The sequence below is a fragment of the Phycicoccus jejuensis genome (assembly GCF_000720925.1).
GTDB lineage: Bacteria > Actinomycetota > Actinomycetes > Actinomycetales > Dermatophilaceae > Phycicoccus > Phycicoccus jejuensis.
In genome coordinates, this window is record NZ_JOEE01000061.1 from 1 (window position 1) to 321 (window position 321).

The following is a 321-nucleotide window of genomic DNA, read 5'->3' on the forward strand; positions in this document are numbered from 1 at the left end:
GACGAGCAGCTGCTGACCGAGATCCGCCGGGTGCACGCCGCGAACTACTCGGTGTACGGCGCACGAAAGGTGTGGCTCCAGCTCAACCGGGAAGGGCACCCGGTGGCCCGCTGCACCGTGGAGCGGCTGATGAAAGCTCACGGCCTGCATGGCGCGGTCCGCGGCAAGGTCAAGCGCACCACCGTCGCCGACCCGGCCGCCGAGCGGGCCCGGGACCTGGTGAGCCGCAACTTCACCCCGGCCGCGCCGGACCGGTTGTGGGTCGCCGACATCACGTACGTCTCGACCTGGTCAGGGTGGGTGTACGTCGCGTTCGTCGTC

Annotated in this window: 1 protein-coding gene; it reads left to right on the plus strand. The window is 70.4% G+C overall.

Annotated elements, in window-relative coordinates:
• Positions 1–321 (plus strand): IS3 family transposase (locus tag IG69_RS0119620; protein WP_157577756.1); only part of this gene is annotated, 321 nt, incomplete at both ends.